15 protein-coding genes are annotated in these 22,034 nt (G+C 54.8%); 9 read left to right on the top strand and 6 right to left on the bottom strand.

Annotation, left to right across the window (positions count from 1 at the left end; all coding sequences use genetic code 11):
• Positions 1–175 precede the first annotated feature (175 nt).
• The 5 genes from BMY44_RS14450 to BMY44_RS14425 all read left to right on the top strand — a co-directional run bounded on the left by BMY44_RS14450 (position 176) and on the right by BMY44_RS14425 (position 9,777).
• The gene (locus BMY44_RS14450; protein ID WP_089996294.1) at positions 176–1,771 is read left to right on the top strand and encodes a substrate-binding domain-containing protein; all 1,596 of its coding nucleotides are present in this window, start codon (positions 176–178) and stop codon (positions 1,769–1,771) included.
• Between the two features lie 756 nt (positions 1,772–2,527).
• On the top strand, positions 2,528–4,429 hold the full coding sequence (locus tag BMY44_RS14440; RefSeq protein WP_089996290.1) for a type VI secretion system Vgr family protein: 1,902 nt from the start codon (positions 2,528–2,530) through the stop codon (positions 4,427–4,429).
• A 2-nt stretch (positions 4,430–4,431) separates the two neighbouring features.
• Complete coding sequence (locus BMY44_RS14435; RefSeq protein ID WP_089996287.1) at positions 4,432–4,860, top strand: DcrB-related protein; 429 nt, start codon at positions 4,432–4,434, stop codon at positions 4,858–4,860.
• 4 nt (positions 4,861–4,864) lie between these two features.
• Entirely contained in the window at positions 4,865–9,427 is a 4,563-nt protein-coding gene (locus tag BMY44_RS14430; RefSeq protein ID WP_089996285.1) for an RHS repeat-associated core domain-containing protein, read from the top strand.
• Positions 9,424–9,777 carry a hypothetical protein gene (locus BMY44_RS14425; protein WP_089996282.1) on the top strand — a complete coding sequence of 118 codons (354 nt, stop codon included), beginning with the start codon at positions 9,424–9,426 and terminating at the stop codon, positions 9,775–9,777. Before BMY44_RS14430 ends, BMY44_RS14425 begins: the two co-directional genes overlap by 4 nt.
• A gap of 267 nt (positions 9,778–10,044) precedes the next feature.
• Here the strand turns inward: BMY44_RS14425 and mnhG are convergent, their stop codons facing one another.
• The 6 genes from mnhG to BMY44_RS14395 are packed head-to-tail and all read right to left on the bottom strand — an operon-like array spanning position 10,045 to position 15,978.
• Positions 10,045–10,446 (bottom strand): monovalent cation/H(+) antiporter subunit G, encoded by a 402-nt coding sequence (gene mnhG / locus BMY44_RS14420; protein ID WP_089996280.1) that lies wholly within the window; start codon positions 10,444–10,446, stop codon positions 10,045–10,047.
• Positions 10,443–10,730, bottom strand: coding sequence for a K+/H+ antiporter subunit F (locus tag BMY44_RS14415; RefSeq protein WP_089996277.1), 288 nt, complete (start codon positions 10,728–10,730; stop codon positions 10,443–10,445). Before BMY44_RS14415 ends, mnhG begins: the two co-directional genes overlap by 4 nt.
• A complete protein-coding gene (locus BMY44_RS14410; RefSeq protein ID WP_089997187.1) occupies positions 10,727–11,227 on the bottom strand; it encodes a Na+/H+ antiporter subunit E in 501 nt (166 codons plus the stop codon). Before BMY44_RS14410 ends, BMY44_RS14415 begins: the two co-directional genes overlap by 4 nt.
• Positions 11,228–11,231: 4 nt before the next feature.
• Positions 11,232–12,773 (bottom strand): monovalent cation/H+ antiporter subunit D, encoded by a 1,542-nt coding sequence (locus BMY44_RS14405; RefSeq protein ID WP_089996275.1) that lies wholly within the window; start codon positions 12,771–12,773, stop codon positions 11,232–11,234.
• The gene (locus BMY44_RS14400; protein ID WP_089996272.1) at positions 12,770–13,117 is read right to left on the bottom strand and encodes a Na+/H+ antiporter subunit C; all 348 of its coding nucleotides are present in this window, start codon (positions 13,115–13,117) and stop codon (positions 12,770–12,772) included. Before BMY44_RS14400 ends, BMY44_RS14405 begins: the two co-directional genes overlap by 4 nt.
• Positions 13,117–15,978, bottom strand: coding sequence for a monovalent cation/H+ antiporter subunit A (locus BMY44_RS14395; protein ID WP_089996270.1), 2,862 nt, complete (start codon positions 15,976–15,978; stop codon positions 13,117–13,119). Before BMY44_RS14395 ends, BMY44_RS14400 begins: the two co-directional genes overlap by 1 nt.
• A 182-nt stretch (positions 15,979–16,160) precedes the next feature.
• Between BMY44_RS14395 and BMY44_RS14390 the strand changes: the two genes are divergently transcribed.
• The 4 genes from BMY44_RS14390 (at position 16,161) to BMY44_RS14375 (ending at position 22,031) form a co-directional block, all read left to right on the top strand.
• Positions 16,161–17,879, top strand: a complete 1,719-nt coding sequence (locus BMY44_RS14390) for a hypothetical protein (RefSeq protein ID WP_089996267.1) — start codon at positions 16,161–16,163, stop codon at positions 17,877–17,879.
• A gap of 9 nt (positions 17,880–17,888) precedes the next feature.
• Entirely contained in the window at positions 17,889–18,668 is a 780-nt protein-coding gene (locus BMY44_RS14385) for a hypothetical protein (protein WP_089996264.1), read from the top strand.
• Positions 18,661–20,898: a sulfatase-like hydrolase/transferase gene (locus tag BMY44_RS14380; RefSeq protein ID WP_165611854.1), complete on the top strand. Its 2,238-nt coding sequence runs from the start codon at positions 18,661–18,663 to the stop codon at positions 20,896–20,898. The genes BMY44_RS14385 and BMY44_RS14380 overlap by 8 nt, the downstream gene beginning before the upstream one ends.
• Positions 20,899–21,344: 446 nt before the next feature.
• The gene (locus tag BMY44_RS14375; RefSeq protein ID WP_242650573.1) at positions 21,345–22,031 is read left to right on the top strand and encodes a sugar transferase; all 687 of its coding nucleotides are present in this window, start codon (positions 21,345–21,347) and stop codon (positions 22,029–22,031) included.
• Positions 22,032–22,034: the final 3 nt, after the last annotated feature.

Genomic DNA, 22,034 nt, shown 5'->3' with positions numbered 1-22,034 from the left:
TCTGCTGAGGTACCTGCAAATAAGCCAACATACGCCGTATTTACAGCACATTGTCCGCGTTAACCTTGCGTTGTTCGTCCCGGATGTACCGGGCGATCTTAAGTAATGCAGTCTTACGGGAGGTGAATCTGGCCTGTCTCCGAAGACTGCTATTGAGTGGTTCAAGGAGAATAAAATGGCTTCCAGTCGCGCTAATCTCAAGAAACGTGCTTCGATCGCACTGGTTGCCTTCGGCGCTGGCATTTTGCCAATGTCCGTTCTTGCTGATGAAGTCATATTGAAGTCAGCCGACGGGACGGTGAACCTCGTAGGTGAGGTCATCGAATTCACAAACGACAACTACATAATCCGCACCGGTTTGGGAGATCTGCATGTCGCCGCGTCCCGCGTACGTTGCGAAGGGGACGCCTGCCCAAAACCTGAAACGACATCGGCAGACGTTCAGGTTGCAGGGTCCGATACGGTTGGTCTGGATATGATGCCGCTGCTGATTTCTGGGTACGCGTCATACCTTGACGCCGAAGCATCTGTTTTCGCAACAGGAAAAGAAGGCGAAATCCATGCCAAACTCGTGAGTGATAGCGGATTTGGCGATAAGATCGGTACGTATCTTGTGACTTCCACATCCTCCGACGATGCGTTTAAGACGTTGCTGAATGGATCGGCCCAGATTGGTATGGCCACACGCCGGGTCCTGCCTGCCGAAGCGCGCGAACTGCGTAATGCTGGGGCGGGCAACATGACCAGCCCTGAACAGGAACACATAATCGCAGTCGATAGCCTTGTCGTCATCGCGCACCCCGACAATCCGGTGAACAGTCTGAGCATCGAACAGCTGGCGGGAATTTATGCGGGCGAAATCACGAACTGGTCCGATGTGGGTGGAAACGATGCGCCTATAACGATCATCAGCCGCCAAGAAGGCTCGGGTATACGTTCCGTTTTCGAGGACCGTGTCTTTGGTGCTTCCGGCGCAAAGACTGCGGCATCTGCCATTGAAGAAAACGACAACAGTCTGACTGCCGCGTCAGTAAACGCTGATGTCAACGCAATAGGTTATGTCGGTTACGCGTTCCAGCGTGGAGCAAAGGCGCTTTCCCTCGTGAACGAATGCGGAATTAACATGACACCTGACGAATTCTCGGCAAAAACCGAAGAATACGCGCTTCAGCATCGCCTTTACCTCTATAACCGTGGTGACGATCTGGACGCGGCGGCTGACGAATTCATCAACTACGTGATGTCTGACGAAGCAGACAGCGTGATTGCTAAATCAGGCTTCATCGACCTTAGTATCACGCGGCGCGAACAGGCAATGAACGGTGATCGTGCCCGTATGCTGCTAGATCCGTCTGTTGATGCCTATGAAGGCAGCGTCATGCGCGAAATGCTAAGCCAAATGGCCGATCACGATCGTCTGTCCACGACATTCCGTTTCCGCACTGGCTCGTCGAGGTTGGATGAACGTGGTGCGATCGATATGGCGCGGCTCGCGGACTACCTCGAAGCGCAGCCCGAGGGCTCAAAGATCATGTTCGTGGGTTTCACGGATGGTGTTGGTGAATTTGACAACAACCACGCCCTTTCGATCGGACGTGCTGAACAGGTCATGAACATGATGCAGCAGTTTGCAGGTGACCGCCTTGCCGGGATCGAATTCACCGCATCTGGTTACGGTGAAGTTGCGCCATCCGCGTGTAACACTGCCGAAGATGGCCGCGCTATCAACCGCCGTGTTGAAGTCTGGATTGCAGCCGCAGACCAAACCTGACCTATTCGCCACCTCTACCTTAGGTCGCGGCGGACGTCATAAGACAAACGTTACTGTGCGTTGGTCGGATGAGTACCGTCGCGGGCCGTTTCATCGCCAAAGGTCATGCGCCGACGTTGGAGAGGTCTTCGACGAACGCGATCTCACGAAGGACAACTGGTTGTCTTGTGATCGATGTGGCCACCTTTACATCGCGCCGCACTGCAAGGCGGAAATCAACCAACCGGCCCCTGGTAACAATGGCGCACTAGAAATTGCGCCACTTTCTGCCAGCGCGGTTTTAGGCTTTATCAATATACCAGCCTACGCTCGCCGGGCACAGATACTTCTCGGAGCGCTTGGTTTATTCTGGAACCAGCGCAACACTGTAGGGCAATCTACCGTGACTACGCGCTCTGTCAAAAAGATTGCCGACGTTTTAGTCGGAAATGGGATCGCGGAGATACGAACGCGCGGTACAGAGTATGATTTCACGCGGAAAGCGATGGTCTTTAAACTGTGACTTGCGCGGGATGCTCAATCTCAAAAACTAATCTCTTGCCAAACTTGAGGTTATTCCTTTTGAACATTGCACCTGCTCTGTTCCTAATCTGACAACAGAATATCACCTTATGGAAACACTGTTGCCGACTTGAAAAGGTCAGGTTCTCCTTGCTTGATGTTCTTCGGGCAGTCGGTAGAGTGCCCACACGTTCTTCGCGAATAGGCCCAAGATTTTTGCCGTGCCGTTTCCAATTGTGACAGGGAATTAGCCCAATGAATGTTTTGTTTACTCAAGACCAGCGCGCTGGCCGGCTGACAACTGCACTTGGCAAGGATGTCCTTGTGTTGTTGCGATTTGAGGGTAACGATTTCATCAATAAGTGCTTTGAGTACGAAGTCCATGCGCTTAGCACCGAACAGAACCTAGATTTTGACAAACTGATAGGCACACACGCATCAGTTGCGATAGAATCGCAGGACCATGAACCACGGGTGTTCGACGGGATCGTGACTCAAGCCCGCTGGGCAGGCGTTGGTGAGAACGGCAACAAGTACAAGCTGATCCTGCGTCCTTGGTTCTGGCTAGCGACGCGCCGCCGGAACCAGCGTATCTTTCACAACAAGACGGTCGTGCAGATTATTGAAGAGTTGCTGGCCGACTATTCGGGTTTGGGTAAGCCGCACCTCGATGTCAGTCTCGTCAACAGCTATCCGGAGCTTGAGTATACAGTTCAGTATCGCGAGAGTGATTTCAATTTTGCATGCCGTTTGATGGAAAAATTCGGCATCAGCTATCATTTCCGCCATGTGGCCGGAAATCATAGACTTGTCCTGACCGATGGCGTCGAAGACCACCCTTATGTCGTCGGCACCACGCGGGAATACAAAGCGCATGACGGCAATCCGCAGGCCGGCTCAGAACACTTCTGGGAATGGCATCCTGAGCGCAACATGACCACGGGTGCGGTCCGCATGATCGACTACAACTTCAAAACGCCGCTTGCGGCTATGGAAGTTGAACGGATCGGCGACGCGGCATTTGCCAACGGTCAGCTCGAAAGCTTCGAATATCCGGGCGATTATCTGGATCAAGCCTTTGGCAAGACATTGGCCGCGCTGCGCACAAATCAGGAGCGGGGAAGGGACCATCGCCACCGTGCCATCGGGGATTGCACGTCGCTGGGTGCCGGGATGCGTGTTGTGTTGACCGGTGACCCGCTGCCGGGTGCAGTCGGTCAGGAGTACCTATGTCTGTCCGCGACTCATTCCTATGTCTCTGACGCATACGGAAGCGGCGATACAAAAAGCGATGGCTTCGCCTATTCGGGCAGTTACAAGATGATGCCAGTCACGTCCCCGCTCGCGCCGCCGCGCAAGACTGAACGGCCAGTTGTCCAAGGTCCGCAGACTGCGGTTGTTGTTGGCGAAGGTGAAATCGACTGTGACGAGTTCGGCCGCGTTCTTGTTCGGTTCCATTGGGATTTGGCCGGTGCGGTTTCCATGCGGGTGCGTGTATCGCAGAACTGGGCGCATGGCGGCTGGGGAGGCATGGTTATTCCGCGGATTGGCATGGAAGTGATTGTCGACTTCCTGGACGGTGATCCGGACAAACCGATCATAGTCGGCTGTGTTTATAACTCAAAGAACATGCCGGCCGAAGGCTTACCTGCGGCCAAGACCAAGAGCGGATTCAAGACAAAGACCCACGAGGGCGAAGGATTTAATGAACTCACCCTCGAAGATCAGGCCGGTCAGGAAAAAATCTTTATTCATGCCCAGAAAGATCTGGAACGCATCATTCTGGATAACGAGTCCACATATGTCGATCAGGGCGACCGCACGATCACGGTTCAAACTGGGGATCAGACGACGAATATCGTCACCGGCAACATGACAGACACGATTGTCGCGGGGAACCTGAGCCAGCACGTCGCCAAAAAGCATCTTATCACCGCATCGGATATCGAAAGCCATTCCAGTGCAGGCGAAGGCGGTGCGGGGACGACAACGCTGACGGCAACCGACATGATCACGCTTGCGACGGGTGACAGTTATATCGTCATGACGCCCGACGCCATTGTGATCAATTCCAACGGATCGCAGATCCTTTTGAACGCCGACTTCATCGACCAGGTCGCGGCGATGATCCACCTTAACAAAGACAGCGCAGGATAAGCATGTATACGATTAACGAAGGCACGATTGATCTCCCCGATGAGTGGAAAGACCAGTCGATCAATGTCGTATCGGCAAACGGTGGCGGTGCGGGCATGACATTTACGATCACCCGTGACCAAATCCCCTGGGGCATGGATTTCTTTGAGTATGTCGAGGGCGAGCTGAAGCAAGCCGGTGAGGCGCTGACGAAGTTTACTGTTCTGACGAAGAAGTCCCTGACCATCTGCGGTGTCGATGCGGTCGAGATCGAGTGCACATGGAAAGCCAAGCAGGGTGACATGAACCAGATTATCACGACGGTGAACGCACCGACAGGCGCGATGGTTCTGACGGCTTCTCAACAAGGTCCGTTGTCCGACAAGCAAAAGGCGGAAGTGCGGCGAATCACGTCATCCTTGAACTTCAAACCGCAAGAGGACGTAGCCTGATCCCATGGGTATCCTCGCTGGTGCACTGTCTGATCCCGGTCTGAACGCTTCGCGTGTTGGCGGAACTGTCACACAAGATAGCGTTCTTCCAACGTGGGATGGCGAGAACCAGTACAGTCAGGAGTTCGGCCGCAATGGTTTTGAGCGCAACTACGACAATCTCCTGAATGTCGCGGAAAGCCCTGTCTTCAACTATGGTATTGCGGGCGGTGTATTGGGATATAGCGCGGTTGCTGGTGGTATGGCCGCGAGTGCAGCGGGCACTGGTGTTGCGGCAGGTGCGCTGATGGGAGCTGCCCCGATTGCTATTGCAGTTGGCGCTGGTTGGGTCGGTGCCAAAATCGGTGTCGCGGCGGGTGATGCACTGGGTCACACAGTGATGAGCCGCATCCCTGGCTTTGAGCGTTTGCCAGAAAACGGGGAAATGCCCGCGACGATGGGGATGGAGATTGCGCATACCAGCCGATGGGCAACCTTGGGCGCACTGGTTGTTGGTGCTGTCGCCGCAGTTGTTGTTGGTGGCTTGATCGCGGCGACAGGCGGCTTGGCGATGATTGCCCTTGGTGCCTTGGCGGGCGGTTTCCTCGCAGGTTTGGGTGCGGGTTTTGCCAGTGCCGCAGGTCAATACGGGTCCTACGCCGGCACGATTGCCAAAGGATCCACAAACGTCTTTTTCAATAACAAGCCGGTCGCGCGTGTGACCGACCTTGTGGCGTGCACGAGACATTCGTCCTCACCGCACGCCTGCGCGACCGGTGCAGAAACCGTCTTCGCTAACAGTCTGCCGATCGCCCGGATCGGGAATAAAACGACCTGTGATGCGACGATCAATGACGGGTGCCCCGATATTGCAATCGACATCGACATCAGCACCTTCGCGTTGGACATTGATCGCGGCTGGGATACGCGAATTACGCGGACCTTTCTTGTCGCACTGAACTTTGTCCAGTTCCCGCGTCCGAAACGCACAAGCAATGTTGCGAACGCGGTGGACTCGACCCCTGCGCTGACCCGCACGACTTACGCTGATCCGATTGATGTCGCGACTGGCCAACTGACAGATGTGCGCACTGATTTCAGTATTCCGGGTACGATCCCTCTCGAATTGACCCGCAGCTACGCCCCAAAGGCAACGGGGCTTCTAGGGCGCGGCTGGGCAAGTAGTTGGGGTCAGCATCTGCGCGTTGATGGGCCGACTTTTGTTTATCAGGATCCCGATGGGGTCAACGTAACCTTCTACGTCCCGGACGAACGCATCGATTCCAGTAACCTGCGGATGCCGCATCTGGAAATGATGGGGCAAAAGAGCAAAGACATATTCCTTTATGATCGTCGAGAGCAGCTATTCTATATCTTCGGCTGGCGCGATGGAGATCGCATCCTTCTCACCGGGATCGAGGATCGCAACAAGAACCGCATCAGCTTTGGCTATGACAAGCACGGGCTAAAAGAGGTCGTTCATTCCGACGGTTTTGCGTTGGACGTCATGTCTGAAAATGGCCTCATGCGCACAGTCGCGGTACGCGAACATCCTGACGGTGATTGCGTTGTGAACTGGGATTATTCCCGTGCTGGTCAGCTGACAGAGGTACGGTCAGCGCAGAAGGGCACGCTGAAATACAACTATGACGAAAAGGGTCGTATCGTCCGTTGGGCGGACGCGAAAGCGACCGAGGTCTACTACGAATACGATCATAGCAATCGGATTGAGCGATCATGGTCAAGCAGCGGACACATGGGGGCTTTGCTGGACCACCACCCAGAAGAACGATTCACGATTGCAACCAATTCGGCCGGACACCAGACGGTCTTCCACTATAATGCCGACGGACTTGTCACCCGCGAAATCGACGCCTTGGGTGGCGAATGGCTGACTGAATGGAACAACCAGTTCAGCGTGACAAAGCGTGTCGATCCACTGGGGAACACGTCAACCTATAGTTTTGACGACTACGGCAACATGACCTCAGCCGAGGATCCAAGCGGAGCCAAACTCGAATGGACCTACGACGAGGCAGGTCTACTGATTTCTCGCAAGGATGCGAACGGGTCGGTCGAGACGTTCAACTACGACGACAAGGGAAATGTGCGCAGCGTTACAGACGCGTTAGGGGGCGAAATTGCCTATCGTCGCGGCGAAAAAGGCGAAATTTTGCGCGTTGAATTGCCCGGTGGTGGGCAGGAACGTGTCTATTACGATCATATGATGCGCCCGCGCATGTTTGTTTCCGGTGACGGGCACGAAAGCCGCATGCGATATGACGTCGAAGGTCGCCTGACCATGATGCAGGACGGTGAAGGTCAGGTTATCAAATACGATGTCACACGTGGTCCGCAGAATCCGCGTGGCACGGTTCGACAGATCAGGATGCCGGATGGCAGCACGTCGCATTATCAGTGGGACATCGAAGGTCAGCTTGCATCTTTTGCCGACGCCGAAGGTCAGACAAGCCGCTATGACTTTGGTGCGTTCGACCTTCCGATCTCTGCCACGGATGCCGCTGGTAAAACGATCACGCTGGAGCACGATCGCGAAATGCGTCTGACCGCCGTGATCAACGCAGCGGGTGAACGTTACGAATACAAATATGATGCAGTCGGTGCATTGATCGTCGAGCGAGATTTCTCTGGTCTCGTCACCCGATACGAGCGGGACAAGGCATCACGCGTGATCCGCAAGATCGCACCCGATGGCATCAAGACAGATTACAGCTATTCCGAACGTGGTGACCTGATCGAAATGCGTATCGCTGATGCGGTGACGCGGTTCGAATATGACGCCTGCGGGCGCATGACGCTGGCCGAAAACCGGGACGCCAAGGTCGAATATGTTTACGACGCCCTCGGCCGCGTGAAATCGGAAAAGCTGAATGGGCGCGAGGTCAAATCGGACTATGCCGCATCATCAGGCCTTCGCATTGCACGCTCAGGTGATGTTTTGCCCCTGGAAAGCAGCTATTCAAATGGTGGCTTGCTGAAGGACCTGCGGGTTTCCGGGCACGACTCTTTGCGTTTTCAGTATGACAAACGCGGACTTGAAGTGTTGCGCCAAAGCGCGGCAGGCTTTGCAATGGCGCAGGGTTATACGCCCAATGCGCAGCTCAAAACGCAGATTGTGGGGCATATCGACCAACTACCCAATGATGCACGCCAGGGAATGGTTTCGGTCTCGACGCGCTATGACGCAAGCTATGGTGCTGTGGCTCGGGCCTATCGCAGTTATGACTGGGACAAGGCGGGGCGTGCCGTCGGGATTACAGATGCCCGCTGGGGTGAAACGCGCATGGGCTATGATCCGCGCGGTCAGGTTAGCGCGACGCAGCACATTGACAAATCCGGGTACGAAGTTGCGCGGGCTCATTTTGCCTATGACGCCACCAAAAACATCACCGCCATTCAAACGGCAAAAGGACAGGATGACGTCAAGTCGTCCCCTGGTGGCCGTGTGCTGTCACGGGGCCGTGCCTTTTATCGCTACGATGCCTGTGGGCGCGTCATTGAAAAACGGGTCGAGGAACCCGGCTTTCGGCCCAAGACCTGGGCAATGCAGTGGGATGGCGAATGCAGGCTTGTGCGCTTGACCACACCAGATGGCGCTGTTTGGGCCTATGGCTATGACGCGCTTGGTCGCCGGATCCGCCGCCTGAAGCTGGTCGCTGGTGCATCCGAAGAATCTGACGCACCGGGGTATCTGCCGCCGGGAGCAGGCCGTGCCTATCAGTGGGATGGTGACCAGATCGCTGCCGAAGCGCCTGTCTACGCCGACGGAACTATCGCATGGGATCAGGCCGAGTCATGGGTTTATGAACCTGGTACATTCCTGCCCGTGGCAAAGATCTTAGGCGACGAGCTTTACTATGTCGTCACCGACCATATTGGCACCCCACGCGAGCTTGTCACCGAGGACGGAAAGCGCGCAGCATGGCGCGCCCGGATCGGACTGTGGGGCGATATCCAGGATCAGCAAGTCTGGAAAACGCCCAAGGCCGCAAACGATGACCACGCTCCGTTGACCTGCAATATCAGGTTCCAAGGGCAGTGGTACGACGAGGAAAGCGGACTGCATTACAATCGGTTCCGTTACTACGACCCAGAGGCGACGCAGTATCTGACGCCTGATCCAATTGGACTTGAAGGCGGTACAAGACCGCAGGGATATGTCTCTGACCCTAATACCTGGATTGATCCGCTCGGCTTGGCTGGATGCGTACGGTTTGATCACAACGCTGGTAGATGGCGAGATACGCGCGGAAGGTTCGCAAAGCCACCAGTTGCCGGAGCGGATGTCACCACAGTCGGAACGCAACACCAAGGTCGTTTCCCGACGACACAACAAGCACCAAATACCGTGATGTATCGGGCTGATGCAAACGGCAACGTCACCCACTATCAGGTTTGGGGAACCGATGGTCTGCCATCGCATAGAGTGGATATCACAGGTGCCGCGCACGGTGGCGTTTCCACACCTCACGTCGTCCACTGGGATAGGAATACGGCACCTAATGGGAACGTGTTCGCAAACAAGCGATCGGATGTACGACCAGCGTTCCCAAGCGAGCTTCCATGACCGAGACATTCGACGAAGTCTTCAAGACTTATATCGAAAAGGCGAAAAATATCAGTGTCCGCGAGTACCGCGGACTATTTTTGAACGCAGACATCACTGATGATCGGAACATAGACCGCTGGTTCAAAGAAGGCCTGCCACCGCATGAAATTGAGCGGCTTCTAAATCATCTTCATGTTTATGATATAGCTTCGCTCAATGACTACCCAGAAGAGATCTATGACGACATTGCGGATGAGATCGAAGCGGCGTGGCGAGAGCGGTTAGACAAATCCTTCATTGTCGAAAGATTTGAGGATTACGGTCCCACTTTGACCTTTTACAGAAAACGCGGACTGACACATTCCTGACGTTGCAGAGCGCTCAAATGGCACCGTTGCGTTGGTCGAATGAGTACAGTCGCCGGCCCTTTCACCTCCAAAGGTAATGCAGTGTTCAAGATGCCTTCGATAAACGCGAACTAACCAAGGATATCTGGTTGATTGTAGTCAATGCGGCCGCCGTCGCATCCCGCCGCATGGTAACGCGCAAATCGACCATCGGGCCGCTGGAATCATTGACTTGCGCGTCGTGCTCAACCTCCAAAGCCAAAATCTGGCCGACAACAATAGTTGATGCTACAGTCTCACTTTGTCTGTTTCTTCTGCCTGTGGTGCCAGTTGTTGGTCTGCTGGCGTGTTCAGGGTCGACCACGTGTCGTCGCGTGGTGGGGGTGGTGGTGTATCGCATGATTTTTTGTGAATGTGCACTTTAGCGATGAAATTTGCGGAAATCGGTGCTGTCACAAAGAGAAACGACATGATCAGCAATTCGTGGAATGATCCCGCTCCAATGGTAAAACTGTGGATCATCGACGCCAGCAAAAGTGCACCGACCCCCACAGTGCCGACTTTTGTCGGTGCATGCAGCCGTGTCATGCCGTCATTGAACTTCAGAATTCCGATTGCGCCGACCAGCGCAAAGCCCGCACCGACAATTAGCCAGAACGCCGTTGCATATGTCCCGATGGTTTCAATCATTCGATGATGTCCCCCCTTAGGACAAATCGTGCGTAAGCAACTGTCGATACAAAGCCGAGCATTGCGATGATCATCGCTGCTTCGAAATAGATCTGGATGCCTTGTGCAATTCCCAGCAGTACGATCATTCCGATGGCATTCACCACCATCGTATCAAGCGCAAGAATTCGGTCCCCTGTATCAGGCCCGATCACGAGGCGGATCATCGACATGATCTGCCCAAGCGCCACCACAATAAATGCAGCAATCAATGCATATTGCATAAGTGTGTCTGCGAAGGTCATGCGAAAATCTCCTTCAAACGTGCCTCGTAGCGGTTCTTGATGTCGTCTCTGACGCCGTCGGGATCAAAGGTATGCAGGACATGCACAAGGAGGCTGTGGCCCTCGTCAGAGAGGTCCGCCGACACAGTCCCGGGCGTCAGAGTAATCGTCCCCGCCAGCATGGTAATCGCTTCGGGTTGCTTGAGGTCGAGCGGCACAACGATCCATGCCGGTTTCAGTTTGGCGTTCGGCACGGTCAGAACGATCCATGCGACTTGTACATTTGCGACCATGATGTCCCAAAGGACCATGATTGCGTAACTTGTCATCTTTCCAACCCGGAAACCGGTGGGTCGGTCCGGCCACCACACTGATGTCAGCTTCGGCAGAATGATCCCCAGGATGATGCCAAAGACGACCATACCCGCGGACACCTGGTTCTGCAGCAGCGTCCAGACGACTGCCAACAGGATCGTCAGGAATGGGTGCGGAAATATCCAGTAGAAGGCGCGTGACAACATCTTAGTGGTCTCCTTCCTTCTTGCCGCCATCTGACAGCTTGCCAGGGGTTCCAAGCACGGTGTCGATATAAGGCTGCGGTGCAAATAGCTGTCCTGCAGTCGCGTTCATATAGTCCTTGATCGGACCTGCTAGAACGGTATGCGCAATCAACAGGGTCAAAAGCCCCCCCACTGCAACGTAAGACAAAACAGCCGGGGGCGGCGAGGCACTTGAAACGTCCACTGTCTTCGCCTTCCAGAACAGTGTTGAACCCGCGCGCGCGAAACCGACGACACTGATCAATGACGCTCCAAGAATAATCGCCCAGATCCAAGTCATATGATTGTTCTCAAAAGCGGATTCGAGGATCATCAGCTTTCCAACAAAGCCAGAGAGAGGCGGGAGACCAGCCATGGCGATGGCAGCGGTGAAGTACATCGCCGATGTCAGCGCCGCGCCAGCAACAGGTTGCTGTGCCTTGATTTCAAGGTTTTCTCGGCTTGCTTTGACCAGATCGACAATGAGGAACAGAGCAGCACCAGCCAGAGTCGAATGCACGATGTAATAAAGCGCAGCGCTGATGCTGGACGCCGTGAACAGCGAAATCGCCACCAGCACCATTCCCATTGAGCCGATCACAGAGAATGCCACGAGGCGGTCCAGCTTCTTAGCCGCAAGAACACCCACCATCCCAACCGCGAGCGACAAGAGTGCAGCTGGCAAAAGCCAGGTCGTCTGCAGTCCGGCAGTCACATCGAGGTCTGGATGAAATACCAACGTGTAGACCCGGATGATGGCGTAGGCACCGACCTTTGTCATAATTGCGAAAAGCGCCGCAACGGGAGGAGGAGCCTCAGCGTAAGATGAGGGTAGCCAAAAGTGCAGCGGAACGACTGCGGCCTTGATGGCAAACACCAGCAGTAGAAGCACGGCTGCGATGCGAATGCCGACTGTCTCTGACGCACTAACCATGGTGACCCGTTGCGCTAGATCGGCCATGTTGAGCGTGCCGGTTTCCGCATAGATTGAACCGAGGGCAAAAAGGAAAAGCGTCGATCCGAGCAGATTGAACATTACGTATTGTACGCCCGCCCGCAGTCTTTCATTGCCGCCTGCGTGGATCATGAGCCCGTACGACGCGATCAAAAGGACTTCGAAAAAGACGAACAGGTTGAAAAGGTCACCTGTCAGAAATGCGCCCATGATCCCCATCAGTTGGAACTGGAACAATGCGTGGAAATGCCGCCCGCGTTCATCCCAGCCCGAGCCTATCGCGTAAAGCAAAACGAAAAGCGCAAGTACCGCGGTGAGCAGCACCATCATCGTGGATAGTCTGTCACCAACCAGAACAATCCCGAAGGGTGCCGCCCAATCACCAAGTTGATAAAGGGTGATCGTCCCGTCGGATGACTGCCACGCAAGGCTTGTGCAGATGACGATTTGCGCCAAAACGCCCACGATTGAAAAGACACGCTGGATACCGATGTGGTATCGGGCGGCCAGCACGATAAAGGGTGCAAGGATCGCGGGAAGAATAACGGGAAAGATGATCCAGTGGGTCATTCCGCCTCCTCCGCGATTTCGGCCTTCGGCTCGTCGATATGATCGTCGTCAGACCCAAGAAACGCCCCCAGCCCAACCATCACGACAACGGCAGTCATGCCAAAGCTGATAACGATGGCCGTCAGCACAAGTGCTTGCGGCAGAGGATCGGTATATATCGACACTCCGTCCCGTAGGATCGGCGGCGCACCAACTGTCAATCGCCCAGATGCAAACAGGAACACGTTCACTGCATAAGTCAGCAGCGACACCCCGATAATTACGGGGAAAGTGCGCAGCCGGAACACAAGGTACAATCCTGCTGACGTAAGGATTCCAATTGCTGACGCGACAAGAAGCTCCATCAGTTTGCCTCCTGCGTGTCTTTGCGGGATGGGTCGATATCCATCGGGTGTTCGGGATCTTCTGTTTCTGCTGTGCGGGCAAGCCGCGAGAAACTATCAAGCGACAGCATCACCGCGCCCACAACCGCAAGGAATACGCCCACATCGAAAAGCGCCGCAGTGGCAAGTTCGAATTCCTGGAATGGCGGGATACGGACGTATGTGAAATCGGATGTCAGGAATGGTTTGGACACGAACCATGACCCGATACCCGTGAAACCGGCCACCAGAACGCCGGCACCGATAATTCCATGATATGGATAGCGCAGCCTGTCATTCGCCCATTTGTAGCCAGAGGCCATGTATTGCATCACCACGCCAATCGACACGACCAGGCCTGCGATGAAACCACCGCCCGGTTCGTTGTGACCCCGCAGAAAAACGTAGAATCCGACAAGCAGGACGACGGGCATCAGCACGCGGGTCAAAACAACCATCATCATTGGATGCCGGTCGCCTGCACGCGGCTGGTCCGGCAGGCGGTTCAGCAATCTGGCGCGAACATTGCTGCTAAGCAGAGTTTCTGTCAGCGCAAAGATCAGCAGGGCAGCAATCCCAAGGACGATTATCTCCCCATAGGTATCAAAGCCACGGAAATCAACGAGGATCACGTTCACTACATTCGTCCCGCCGCCGCCTTTGTAGGAATTCGCAAGGTGGAATTCGCTGATTGGTGTCGCGACGGCATCGCGCAGTAGATAGTGATACGACAATGCCATCGCACCAAGACCGCCTGCGACGGCGATGATCCCGTCGCGCGTTCTGCGCAGGACGCTGCTTTCGATCGGCGTGCGGTTGGGTAGGAAATTAAGCGCAAGTAGTAACAGGATGATTGTCACCACCTCGACCGTGATTTGGGTCATCGCAAGGTCCGGCGCGCTGAAGTACACAAAACCAACTGAAACCATCAATCCGACGATACCGATGAGGATCAACGCCAGAAGACGATTGCGATGTAGAAAAACAAGGCCAAGTGTGGCTGCCACAAGCATCAGCCAGCCCGCAATGGCTACCGGATCTGGCGGCTGCATTACGCGCGTGGCCATGCCCGTGGTGCCTGTCGACCAAGCAAAATAGCCCGCTCCGATTACGGTGATGGCAAAGATTGACGCATATCGCGAGAACGCGCCATCATGCAGCGGATGCGTCAGGACGCGGGCAAGCTTTACAAACGCAGCAATGACAGCGTCAAAGATCGTTTTTGCTTCGGGCCTTGGCGTTGCCTCCCATGCCTTTGACAGCGGCGTGAACAGCGCCAGCACCGCAAGACCGCCGATCACCGCAATGATCGACATGTAAAGCGCTGGCACAAGACCGTGCCAGATCTTGATGTGCTTGTCTGGCACCTCAGCTGCGAGGCCAAGGACGGATGCCGTAACCAGCTTGACGAAATCTTCGACAAGGAACGGCGCAGAGCCGATGATCACCACAAGTACGACGAGAAGGGCAGGAGGGCCCCACATGCCAAAACTGGGATCGTGCGGTTTGGCGGGATAGCTTTCAGGTTTCCGCCGCGGCCCAAGAAATGTGTGAGAAATCAATCGGAAACAGTAAGCTGCAGAAAACAGAGAACCGAATGTCGCGAGTGCTGGAACAAGCCATTCGGGACCGAAGAGGTATGTATGTTCCATTTCTTCTAGCATCATTTCCTTGGACAGGAATCCGTTCAGGAAAGGTATCCCCGCCATGGAAAGCGCGGCCAACGTTGCGATCACAAAGGTGATCGGCATAAGGAAACGTAGACCTCCAAGAGTCCGAATATCGCGGGTTTTCGTTTCGTGATCGATGATCCCGGCTGACATAAAGAGCGCGGCTTTAAACGTTGCATGGTTCAAAATGTGAAATACGGCGGCAAACGCGCCGAAGGCGGTGCCGGTTCCCAGCAACATGGTTATCAGCCCCAAATGGCTGACCGTTGAAAAGGCAAGCAGCGCTTTCAGATCATGCTTAAACAGCGCAATGACCGCACCCAGCACCATCGTGATGAGCCCAGCGGTCGTTACAATATAAAACCATTCCGGCGTCCCTGAAAGAACGGGCCACATTCGGGCCATCAAGAAGATCCCCGCTTTTACCATGGTTGCAGAGTGCAAATAGGCCGAAACAGGTGTCGGTGCTGCCATCGCATGCGGCAGCCAGAAATGGAACGGAAACTGCGCGGATTTCGTGAAGCAACCCATCAGGATCAAGATAAGCGCTGGAAGGTAAAGCGGCGATTCCTGAATGATTTCGCGATTTTGCAGTATGACCGACAGGTCATAGCTCCCGACGATCTGCCCAAGGATCAGCATCCCGCCAATCATGGCCAGCCCACCCATGCCTGTCACGGTCAGCGCCATTCGGGCACCTTGGCGACCAGCAGGCAGATGTTTCCAATACCCAATCAATAGGAAGGAAGAAAGCGACGTCAGCTCCCAGAATACCAATAAAAGCAGGATGTTGTCCGATAGGACAATCCCCACCATCGCGCCCTGAAACAACAGCAGATAGGTAAAGAATTCGCCCATGTTGTCTTCGCGGGCAAGGTAATAGCGTGCGTAGGTGATAATCAGAAGGCCGATCCCCAGGATCAGCAGCGCGAAAAAGAACCCAAGTCCATCCAGCATGAACGTTACGTTCAGCCCCAGCGACGGTATCCAGTCGACCCCGGCCTGCACGACCTGTCCCGACCAAACTGCCGGGAGATTGGTCAGCAATCCGATGAACGCGGCGAGCGTGACGGTGAACGTGACTGAAGCACAGGCCTGACGTCCGGCCTGATACATCAATCCGGGAAGCAACGCGCCCAAAAAGGGCAAGGCAACGATAAGGAAGAGGGACACGCGAACTCCTGATCTAAAGGCCTGAGGTCTGACCTGTTTGTGGCAGATTTAGTCTGGCCTCAAGCAAAACCGACAAAAATCGACGTGAAACATCGCTTTCTTCTAGCCGTATATGAGTCAGATTCCGATTTCTGAAAGAGGTATCTATACTCTTGTCCGCAAAGATCACTATACATTCCCCCATGACTAAGGCCGACGCTTCCATCCCGCCTCATATCCGCATTCTGGCGGACGTCGCGGATGTGGATGGTGCGCTTGCCGACATGCCGGATACGGTTGGACTTGTCGTGTTTCTTGGGGCGGAACGCATCTGTTTATACTGGCGCCTCAGCGCTGGGGAAAACTGGTCATCGCAGGAGATTACCGAACGGTATCAAACGCGTGCAGAGGCCAAACTTCGACGCGGTGATACACCGTCGCTCGTGACATTGGGCGGCGAAAGTGTCGTCAGTATCGATGCATCTGGGCGACTTGTTGCGCGGCTTCACCCCAGCACGATAGCTGATTTGGCCCGCGTCTTGCCTGAACATGAATTACCTCGCGATGCGGTGCGGCTCGGTCGCGGCGATGCGTTACCACTAATATCCATTGGGGATGAAATTGTCGCAGGCGTCGACCAGTCTGGCCTCATTGATCTGCGGTTGTCCGAAGACGCATTGGCGGACATCGCCGCCCGGTTCAATGTTCCCGGTGGCCGTCCTGTCGGACCGGAGATGGTTCCTGATTTCGATGCATGGAACGTGCGGAAAGACGGCGATACGCTGTATTTCAATGCGCATATCTGGGGTCCGACGGCGCGGGAATACCTTCGCTATGGTCCAGGTGATCCATGGGCAAATGCCCATCGCGAAGTGTTGCTGCGCCTTGTCTTCGGAGATGAATTCACCGACACGTCGCCATCGGTCGAGATCGACCATTTCACACATATCCTGACCTTCAACGATGAAGGCGGTCAGGCGGGACTGAATGGCGAAGAAAAGCTGCGTGACGCTGATGATATTCAGCGACCCAGTCGCGGTTTTGCCTCTACTGCGGCGGATACTTATTTGCGCCATTGCCGCGGCCCCAAGCACTGGCATGGCGTACGCGCCGAAACGGTCATGGGTGCAGAACTGAACGAACTGACGCAAGGCGCTGGACTGCGCAATTTGATCGAAACCATTCCGCAGTTTCGTCGCGCACTGGAACCTTACGGTCGCCATCCGGCGGTGCAAACTGTAAGCATCCTGCAAGGCGCAACCGAAGACAGTTCCGATTATGCTGCCCGCCTTTTGACCCTTTGTGGTGAGATCGCGCAAAGCCTCGGCGCGCGCCAGATCAATCTGTACCAGCCGGTCGGTGATGCGTTCAGGGCTGACTACGCATCTGTTCTGCAAACACCCAAAGCATTCGTAGAACGCGGCGCGCTGCCTGTTGTCCTTGTTGCGCCGATCTATTGGTGTGAACGCCGCGCGGGTAGTTTGGTTCAGGTCACTCCCGAAAGCATGACAATGCTTGCCGAGCTGGACGGCTTGGCAACGAAGGATTGGCTGCCTCCGCTCGCGTTTCTAGCCGAACGTGATGGCAATGTGGTCACGATTGATTTTGAGGTCATGAAAGGCCATGCATTGGTTGCACCGACGCACGGGCTATCGCTCATCAGCGACAACGATATTGAAATCGAAGGGTGGGAAATTGTACCCGATCCCGTCACTGAAGACCTGACCCGCCTGCGGGTTGTCTTGACCGGAGTGCCGGAAAACGGTCGCATCCGCTATGCCTATGACAACATCGAGGCGTCTTTTGACCTGTCCGGTTCATTGTTTTGCAGTGGTGGTGATATGCGCGATGACTGGTCCGCGAGGTCTGTCACCGGAAAGACGTTGCATCGCTACGCGTTTGCATTTGAATTCAGGATTTAGGGGGCGTTCATGACCATCAGGATCGACGGACCGGCACCGGGGTTGGGGCTGAACTTGACGGACTACAGCGGCCAGATGAACGCGACTGGACAGTGCCTGACATGGTGCACGGTGGACTCTCCCGATCTGGAGGTCGTGGACGAGAGTATCGTTGAAATTCGCCCCCGTGCAGGCAACCTTGCGCTGCGGGCACCGGAATTCAGCATGGGCCCGCAATTGTCCGAAACTGCGGGCTTTCCGGCAGCCTTTCATGAACGCGATGTTCTTGACTACCTTGGCGTGGACACCAATCTTGACGGTTCTTGTTTCAGTCTTGCTGCTGTCTGCGATCTCGAAGCGCTGATTAACTCACCACAGACCTTGTTCGCGATTTGCAGCAAGCAAAAGAGCGTTCGTCTGTTACGTCAGGCCGATCGCTACATCGTGAAGCACAATGGTCAGGATATTCTGGAAGGGCCGGCAGAATGGGACGCCGCCGGCGTTTTTCTTGCGATTCTATCTGCGTCAGACGGCAAAGTCAGGTTTCGCGTGCGTGATTTGACCAAGACCGGCGAAATTGGCGAAGTGGCTTTTGAGAATCCGCACGAACAACCTTGCAGCGTCGTGTTCGCTGCGGATCAGATTGCAGAAAAACCAGATGCGCCAACACCTTCTGCACCACGGTCTTGGCGCGGCCACTTTCTTGAAATGTTGGCGTTTGACACGGACATTCTGAGTGAAGGCGATGCGCTGGAATTGCTTGATCGCTACTTTACCGAGATCTACGTCGAAAGTCCGTCGCGTGTCTAATCTTGCACTGATCTACATTGACGATCTGTTCACGTATCGCCTGTTCAGGAATACGTTTGGTCAGCCCATCCAAACCCCGAACCTCGACAAGCTTTGCGAAACCGCGACGGTATTCAACGCAGCCTACGCCTTTATCCCTATTTGCGGTCCGTCGCGTGCATCTGCAATGACAGGCTGGAGCCCGTTTGAATCCGGTGTCCATTCCAACCATGGGCAGGAATGGTATCAGTTCATCCCGACGCGAGATAACCTGTCATCCGTCATCAAACGGGCAGGGCATTACGTTGTCCATGCGGGCAAGATCATGCACGGCTATTACCCGCAGCCCGTTCATCAGCAGCGGCAAATGCACCACGAAGTCATGCCGCGGGGGCTTTTCTTTCCGACGCAGGCCGCGCCGGAAGATCGCGAGGTCTATTTTGAATCGCCTCTCGGGATCGAGGGGATCGAAGGACATGATAAAGACTTTTATGACTATCGCGTGGCGCAATATGGGATCGACGCGCTGGAGCGTCTACCCGAAGATAAACCTTGGACGGTCATGTTGGGGTTCCAGCATCCTCATACCCGCTACATCGCGCCCAAGTGGTGTTACGAACGCTATGACCGCACGCTGATAGAAGAACCGACCAGCTGGGCGCTTGGTGATTTGCCGCGGCCGACCACCTATGCGGAACAGTTCATGGGCGACGGCACCGTCTGGCCTGGCAAAGATTTCGAGGCGTGGCAGCACCACGTGCGTGCCTATCTGGCCTGCATCACCCATGTCGATCATCACATCGGCCGTTTTCTGGACGCGCTGGAAGCCAGCGGCAAGGACAAGGATACAGCTGTCGTTGTTGTGTCAGATCACGGTTACCACGTCGGTGATCACGATGTTTGGGGCAAGTTCACGCTTTGGGAAGAAGCGGCGCGTACACCGCTGATCGTGAAGATGCCCGGTCAGACCAAAGGCAGCGAAGTCGACGAACCCGTCACCCTGATGGACATTTTTCCAACATGTCTTGATCTGATTGGCGAAGACATTCCGGCACGCATTCAATCGCAATCCCTGCGCCCCTTGTTGCCTGACCAGCCCGGCGAATACGAAAAACGCGGGGCCTTGTCGTCAGTCTATGGCGCGACTGGTATTCGTGCCGGGGATTACCGCTATATTCTCTATCCCAATGGCGACGAAGAAATTTACAACGTCGTGGCCGATCCGCAGCAGTCAAAGAACCTGATCGACGAGGCGGAATTGATTGCAGACATGCGCAACCGACTGGTGGTCGAAAGCGCGCGCAACGGGCTTTTCCACACGTCCGACGTGCTGCCGCCGATTGCCGAGGCGCTGCAATATGCACTGCAGGCCGGCGCAAGCGTGCATGGCGGCACGGGCGACGATTCCTATTTTCTGTGGGAAGGTGCCGACGTCGAAATCAAGGACGATGGCGGTAACGACACGATCTATCTGGGCGGCTGGCAGGGCGATACGACTTATACGCTTCCAGACGGGATCGAAAACCTGTTCCTTGCCGTCAAGCGTGCGCCGACGATGCCGGAAATCCACCTTAACAATCTTGATAACCGCGTGGACGGACCGCAGCGGTCTTACGTTGGCTATGGCTATGGTGGCAACGATATCATGACGGGTCCGAACAAATCGACGCTTTACGGTGGGCATGGCGATGACGAAGTTCACGTCAGCGGCCCCGAGGCCGTCGGATATGGTGATGACGGTAACGACACGCTGACCGCACGCTCGGGCGCGGGCATCTATGGTGGAGCCGGGGACGATCATCTCAGCATCATCATCGGTGAGTCGTCTGCGTATGGCGGCACCGGTGACGACCAGCTTTATGGCGGCGAAAACGCGGACACGCTGGATGGCGGGTCTGGTGACGACTATCTTGATGGGGGCATGGGGGATGACTTGATCATCGGCGGTCCGGGGCGCGATACAATGTTCGGTGGTCAGGGCAAGGATACGCTGATATCCCTAGGCGATGACATCATGAGCGGGGGACAGGGCAAGGACACGTTCATCATCGGACGTGCCGGTTCCTGCCAGATCACGGATTGGGAGATCGGTGAAGAAATCAATCTGACCGCATGGAATGCTACGCCAGAGTACCGCCAGATTACGGATCATTCGATCCTGATGTGGCACAAGGGTCGATCCGTTATGGTGAATTCAGCAGCAAAGATCACGATATCCGATCTTGAAGCTTCTGTCGTGATCGACACCTGACGACCTGCACAGGCGGGTTTCCTGGCTGCCTGTATTTTTCAATCGATTGATGGCCAAGGATCGATTGCATGGAGCAATGGGCCAATATTCCTCTCGACAACGACAGATTATCCCGAAAGGACATGCACATCAGAAAGCTACAGAGGCTGCACATTACCAGTGCCCGACCGAGGGGCCGAGACTCGCACTTCTTGCGGGTGATTCGGACGAATCATATGTCTAGGCTTTGCTGATTGTTACAAAAGTAGACTTTTCTTGGATAACGACCACTAAATAGGCACAAAAAACCCCTTTATGAGGCATCATCTTGCCATTTCTGATTCGAAAGAAATCTGCTAATTGTAAGTGTGTTAAATGAAATTTATCGACTGAGTAAGAATTTACGTTCCAAAAAGTACTTTGTGAGATTTTGATTGTTAAGGGTCTTGGTTCCCGGGGGGGTTAATTTGAAACACGAGAACAGCGATTCCTTGTCCGCAACTGGCGAATTCTATGTCGCGCAAGCTGCAGGGCAGGGTGATGGTTTCTACACGGCTTTCGGTAAACGGGCGTTCGACATCGTGTTTGCGATACTCCTGCTACCATTTCTTATTCCTGTGATTTTCATGCTTTGGGTGTTGACCGTTCGGGATGGCGGTGTTGGCTTTTATGGTCATGAACGCATCGGCAAGAACGGTGTGCGCTTTCAATGCTGGAAGATCCGCTCGATGGTTGCCAATGCAGAAGAGAAGCTGACGACTTATCTAAAGGACAATCCCGAAGCTGCAGCTGAATGGGCGAGTTCGCAGAAACTTACAACCGACCCGCGCGTCACGCGTTTCGGCCGCATTCTACGCTCAACCAGCTTGGATGAACTTCCACAAATTTGGAATGTCCTCAAAGGAGAGATGAGCTTTGTCGGACCGCGGCCTGTTATCGCGGATGAACTGCTCCGGTACCGGCATGGAAAAGCGACGTACCTGTCACTGACGCCCGGCATAACCGGCCTTTGGCAGACATCTGGACGCAACGACACAAGCTATGATGAGCGCGTACGGTTCGACATTCTTTACAGTCACCAGATTTCGTTTCGTCTGGATTGTCTCCTTATCATAAAGACCGCCAGCGCGATCTTTGGTCGGACCGGACGATAATTA

The sequence above is a fragment of the Cognatiyoonia koreensis genome (assembly GCF_900109295.1).
In the GTDB taxonomy this organism is placed as follows: domain Bacteria; phylum Pseudomonadota; class Alphaproteobacteria; order Rhodobacterales; family Rhodobacteraceae; genus Cognatiyoonia; species Cognatiyoonia koreensis.
This window is presented reverse-complemented; position numbering and strand designations above follow the sequence as displayed.